This window comes from uncultured Corynebacterium sp. (genome assembly GCF_937999985.1).
Lineage (GTDB): Bacteria > Actinomycetota > Actinomycetes > Mycobacteriales > Mycobacteriaceae > Corynebacterium.
This window is the reverse complement of the sequence record NZ_CALLDG010000050.1, coordinates 1-4,520: the sequence shown is the minus strand read 5'-3', so window position 1 is coordinate 4,520 and position 4,520 is coordinate 1. Positions and strand designations below refer to the sequence as shown.

Below are 4,520 nucleotides of genomic sequence, written 5' to 3'. Positions count from 1 at the left end.
CGGGCGCAGATATGAGGCAGCCCGAGCGCGGGCGGTTTAGCTTCCGTGGCGTAATACTGATTACTGTCGCATTTGTGCTGGTGACCCTGCTGGTCATGTACAGCATTCTGCATGGTCTGGGCGACGAGGAAGACACGCAGGCCACCGGTGAGGTCGCGGTTACCAGCAGCGACGACGGCGGCTCGGCCGGCGCCGAACACGGCGGCTACGATGGGCTGAAGTTCGGTTCCCTGCCCCCGGGCGGCAAGTACACGGAGAAGGGCAGCGGGAAGTTCCGCACCGCCGGCGAGCCCGGCAAGACCTTCGGCAAGGGGAAGAAGAAGTTCACCTACGTCGTGGAGGTCGAGACGACGCTGAAGTCCTCGGCCTACGGCGGTGACGATGCGTTTGCCGCGATGGTGGACGCCACCCTGGCCAACCCGAAGTCGTGGGTGGGCGATCCGCAGTACTCCTTCCAGCATGTGGACGAAAAGAAGCTGCCGAAGGGGAAGAAGCCGGATATGCGGATTCAGCTGACCTCGCCGGAGACCACCGCCGCGACCTGTGGAGATAGCTATGGCATTGAGACCAGCTGCAACTTCCCGGGCGAGGGGCGGGTGGTGCTCAACGAGGCGCGCTGGGTGCGCGGCGCCATCCCGTTCGAGGGGGATCTGGGCGCGTACCGGCAGTACATGATTAACCACGAGGTCGGCCACGGCATCGGGCACAAAGCACACGTGCCGTGTTCCAAGGATGGCGCGCTGGCGCCGATCATGATGCAACAAACCATCAGCCTGAACAACGCCGAGATCTATAAAATCAACCCAGACAAGGCCTTCAAGGACAATCCGAACACCTGCAAGGCAAATCCGTGGGTGTTCCCGTTTGGGTACAAGAACAGCAAATAAGCGAGCACATGATCAACGAAGATTCTCACAGCGACTTCAACTCCCCGCCGCCGGCGCACATCCTGGCCAGCTTTCAGGTGCCCTCGGCGCACCCGGTACTGCTGGAACAGGAGTGGAGCCAGGGGTGGCGCTGTGACCGGGCGGTGATCTCCCGGACGGACGAGCCGGCGCGGGCGGCGTGGATCGCCAAGATCATGTCGAAGGTGCGCCCGGCGGGAGTGTCCATGTCGCGACCCATCTTCTCCTCCGACGGGCGCTTTAGCGTGTCCGGTTGGCGGGCGCGGACTTTCATGTCCGGCCACCAGTCGCCACGCTTCGACGAGATGGTGGCGGCCGCCTTGCGGCTGAATGAGGCCCTGCGAGGCGAGAAGAAGCCGACGTTCCTGGCACCGCCCGTGGCGGGGAAGAAATGGAACGAGCACGACCTTTTCGCCGCAGCGGACCAGGCCGCATTCGCAGAGGATCCGGCGGAATGGGTCACCCCAGTGCTGGCACCCGAGAGCGTGCCGCGGGAGGATGCGGCCGCCGCTCTGGTGAAGGCCGCAAACCTTGCCGAGCTGCGCGAACCGATCGTGGAGGATGACCAGCTAGTGCACGGGGACATCGCCGGATGCACCATCTTCGACGGCACCGCCGACCCCATTGTCACGGATCTTTACCCAGCGTGGCACCCGGCCGCCTGGAGCGTCGCCCTGCTGATCGTGGACACGATGGCTTGGGGCAACGCGCCGGATGCCCTGTTGGACCGCTGGGCGCACCTGCCCGACTTCACGCAGCTGGTGCTGCGGGCGGCGATGTATCGGCTGTTCCTGCACGCCATGCTGCCGAACTCCCAACCGGAATCTTGGGAGGGACTGGCGCGCGTGGCCGACGTCGTGGCGGCCTGGGTGGCTAAGCGGGAAGGCTAGCCGCCGCCCATAATCGAACACGAAAAAGGTGTTCGGCGGAAGGTTGTCCGGGGCGCATGACAGACTTAGAACCATGGACCACGACAGCCTAAAAAGCCCCCACAACAACCCACCCCTAAACCCCAACCACGATCTTGAAAAACGCCTCGGAGCCAGCGGTAAACCGAAGGTACGGCTGGGGCAGCCCACGGATGGGATCCAGCCAACGGAGGTTTTCGACGGCCTGGCCGGAGCCCTGGTCGAGGGGGCGGCGCAGGTGGATTACGCCCGGCCCTACGCGGTCCTCGGCGGGCCGGGCACGGGCAAGACGTCGCTGCTGATCTCTGCGGCGCGGGACTTCCTGCTGCAAGGGGGATCGGCGTCCGAGATAATGTTCTTCGCACCGTCGAAGGAAGCGGCGACGGCCGTGCGCGCGGCGTTGTACCAGCGCATGGCGGGGGAGGGCGACTACGCTGCGTCCGGCACGTTTGTGCGTTCGGTGCACTCGTGGGCCTTCGCGTTCTACCGCAGCGTGCAGACTCTGCGCGGGCAGAAGCAGCCGCGGCTTATCACGGGTGCTGAACACGACATGCAGATCCGCGAGATCCTGCGGGGCACCGAGGAGGACGGTAATCGGTACTGGCCCGCCAACGTCGTACCCGCGCTGAGCTACGCGGGCTTTGCCCAGCAGCTGCGTGATCTGCTGCTGCGTGCCACCGAGCGTGGTCTGTCGGCTAAGCAGTTGCAGCAGCTAGGGGTCGAACACGACCGGCCGATGTGGGAGGCCGCGGGGTGTTTCCAAGAGGAATACCAGCAGGTCCAGCGCCTTAGCCGTTCGGAGAGCCTGAATGCCTCCGAGCTGCTGCACGCGACCTTGGCGGCCTTTGAGAAGCCGGAAGGCGAGCAACTGGTCGAGCGGCAGCGGGAGAAGGTGAAGCTGCTGCTGGTCGACGATGCGCACAACCTGGACCCGGCCTCCGCCCGGCTGATCGAAAGCTTCATGGTGCCGGGAACCCGGACCCTCATCGCAGGCGATCCGGACCAGTGCGTTTTCCACTTCCGAGGCGCGGACGAGGCCTTCCTGGACTCCTACTCGCAGAACCCGGACCACCGGGTGGTTCTGAGCGCTTCTTATCGTTTGACGCCACCTGCGGCCCAGTCCGTGAACGCCCTCCGTAGGCACTTGGGCGCGCAGCCGAGCCGCGTGGAGCTACGCTCTGCCGGTGCGGGGGAGGGGACAGGTGGAGGTTCCGCAGGCGCCGAGGCCGTGCAGGTGACGATCACGCCAACGGAGACCGCGGAGCGGCTGAAGGTTGTGGATGTGGTGCGGCGCGCGCACATCGAACAGCAGGTCGCGTGGGACGACATCGCGGTGATCGTGCGCGGGACCGGCAGCATCGCGCGGGTGCGCAGGACGCTGATGGCCTACGGCGTGCCGGTGAAGGTGGACCCGACCTCCGTGGTGCTGGCGGAGCAACCCCTGGTGCGGATGCTGCTGCTGGCCGCAGAAGCGAGCTACCGGAATCTCACTGTCGCGGAAATGCACACTGTGCTGGAAGGCAGCGTGGGTGGCGCGGACCCGGTGATGGTGCGCCGCGTACACCGCGCGGTGGCGCTGGCAATCCGCTCCGCGCAGATGGCCGGGCAGCCGCTGCGAGCTCACGAGGATGGCAGGCCCTTCCAGGCCGCGGACTACGTCACGGAGCTGCTGAACCACCCTGACGATCCGGACAATCAGTGGATTCTTAGCCACTGCGGACCCCGCGAGCAGGTGGTCATCCAGCGCGTATCCGCCGTGCTAGAGGCCGGGCGGCAGGCTTGGAAGAACCGCCAGGGCACGGAGATGGTGCTGTGGAAGATCTGGCAGGCCACCAAGCTGGACATGCACTTGCGTGCGCAAGCGCTGAAGGGCGGATCGCTTGGTGCGCAAGCCGACGCGGACCTGGACGCGGTCATAAGCCTGTTCGACATTCTGGGCGACTTCGCGGAGCGTAACCCGCATGCGCAGGTGGAGAGCTTCGTGGAGAACCTCCGCGCCCAGAAGGTGCCCACCGGCGGACGCGACCAGCGGGGCGTGCGCGCCGGGGCAGTAGAGATTCTGCCCGCCCACGCGGCTGCAGGGCGCCAGTGGAAGGTGGTGGCCATCGCCGGAGTGCAAGAAGGCGAATGGCCGACCGGACCGACCGTCGGCGGGCTTTTCGGCCAACTGGAGCTGGTGGATTTGCTGGACCGGGGGATCGACCCGAGCGTGCCGGTGACGCGTATCAACGATGCCATCGAGGAGGAACGCAGGCTCTTCCTGTTGGCCCTCAGTCGCGCGACCGACAGTGTGCATGTGACCTGCGTGCGAAACTCCGGCGATGAGGCGCTGGTGCCCTCCCGATTCATTGCCGAGATGGACGTGGAGCCCACGGAAATGGCCACAACCGACGAGGCGGAAGCTGCCGCGGGGAGCAAGGTCTCCGGGGCCGGGGCGGGCGCGCTGCCGCGCGTGCTGGCCATCGAATCGCTGCTGGCGGAGCTGCGCGATGCCGTCACCGACCCCAACCGGCCCGGCCACGAACGGCGTGCGGCAGCACGGAATCTGGCCAAGATGGCGCAGGCCGGAGTGCACGGTGCAGCCCCCGAAGACTGGTGGGGCATGGCGGAACCCTCCACGGACGCGCGCGTGCTGGCCGGCGACAAGATCCGATTGAGCCCCTCCAAGCTGGAGAGCTGGAGCACCTGTGCCTTACGTGCGTTCCTA

General features: G+C 66.2%; 3 protein-coding genes. All 3 read left to right on the top strand.

The window, feature by feature from the left end:
• The first annotated feature begins 11 nt into the window (after window positions 1-11).
• Window positions 12-887 carry a DUF3152 domain-containing protein gene (locus Q0331_RS02145; RefSeq protein ID WP_298074455.1) on the top strand — a complete coding sequence of 292 codons (876 nt, stop codon included), beginning with the start codon at window positions 12-14 and terminating at the stop codon, window positions 885-887.
• Window positions 888-895: 8 nt separating this feature from the next.
• Window positions 896-1,795, top strand: a complete 900-nt coding sequence (locus tag Q0331_RS02140) for a TIGR02569 family protein (protein ID WP_298074453.1) — start codon at window positions 896-898, stop codon at window positions 1,793-1,795.
• Between the two features lie 73 nt (window positions 1,796-1,868).
• On the top strand, window positions 1,869-4,520 hold a 2,652-nt coding region (locus Q0331_RS02135), incomplete at its 3' end, for a UvrD-helicase domain-containing protein (protein WP_298074451.1).

Excerpts from the sequence above, each read along its gene's own strand:
- Q0331_RS02140 (WP_298074453.1), top strand. The coding sequence starts at position 896 with ATGATCAACGAAGATTCTCACAGCGACTTCAACTCCCCGCCGCCGGCG.
- Q0331_RS02145 (WP_298074455.1), top strand. The coding sequence starts at position 12 with ATGAGGCAGCCCGAGCGCGGGCGGTTTAGCTTCCGTGGCGTAATACTG.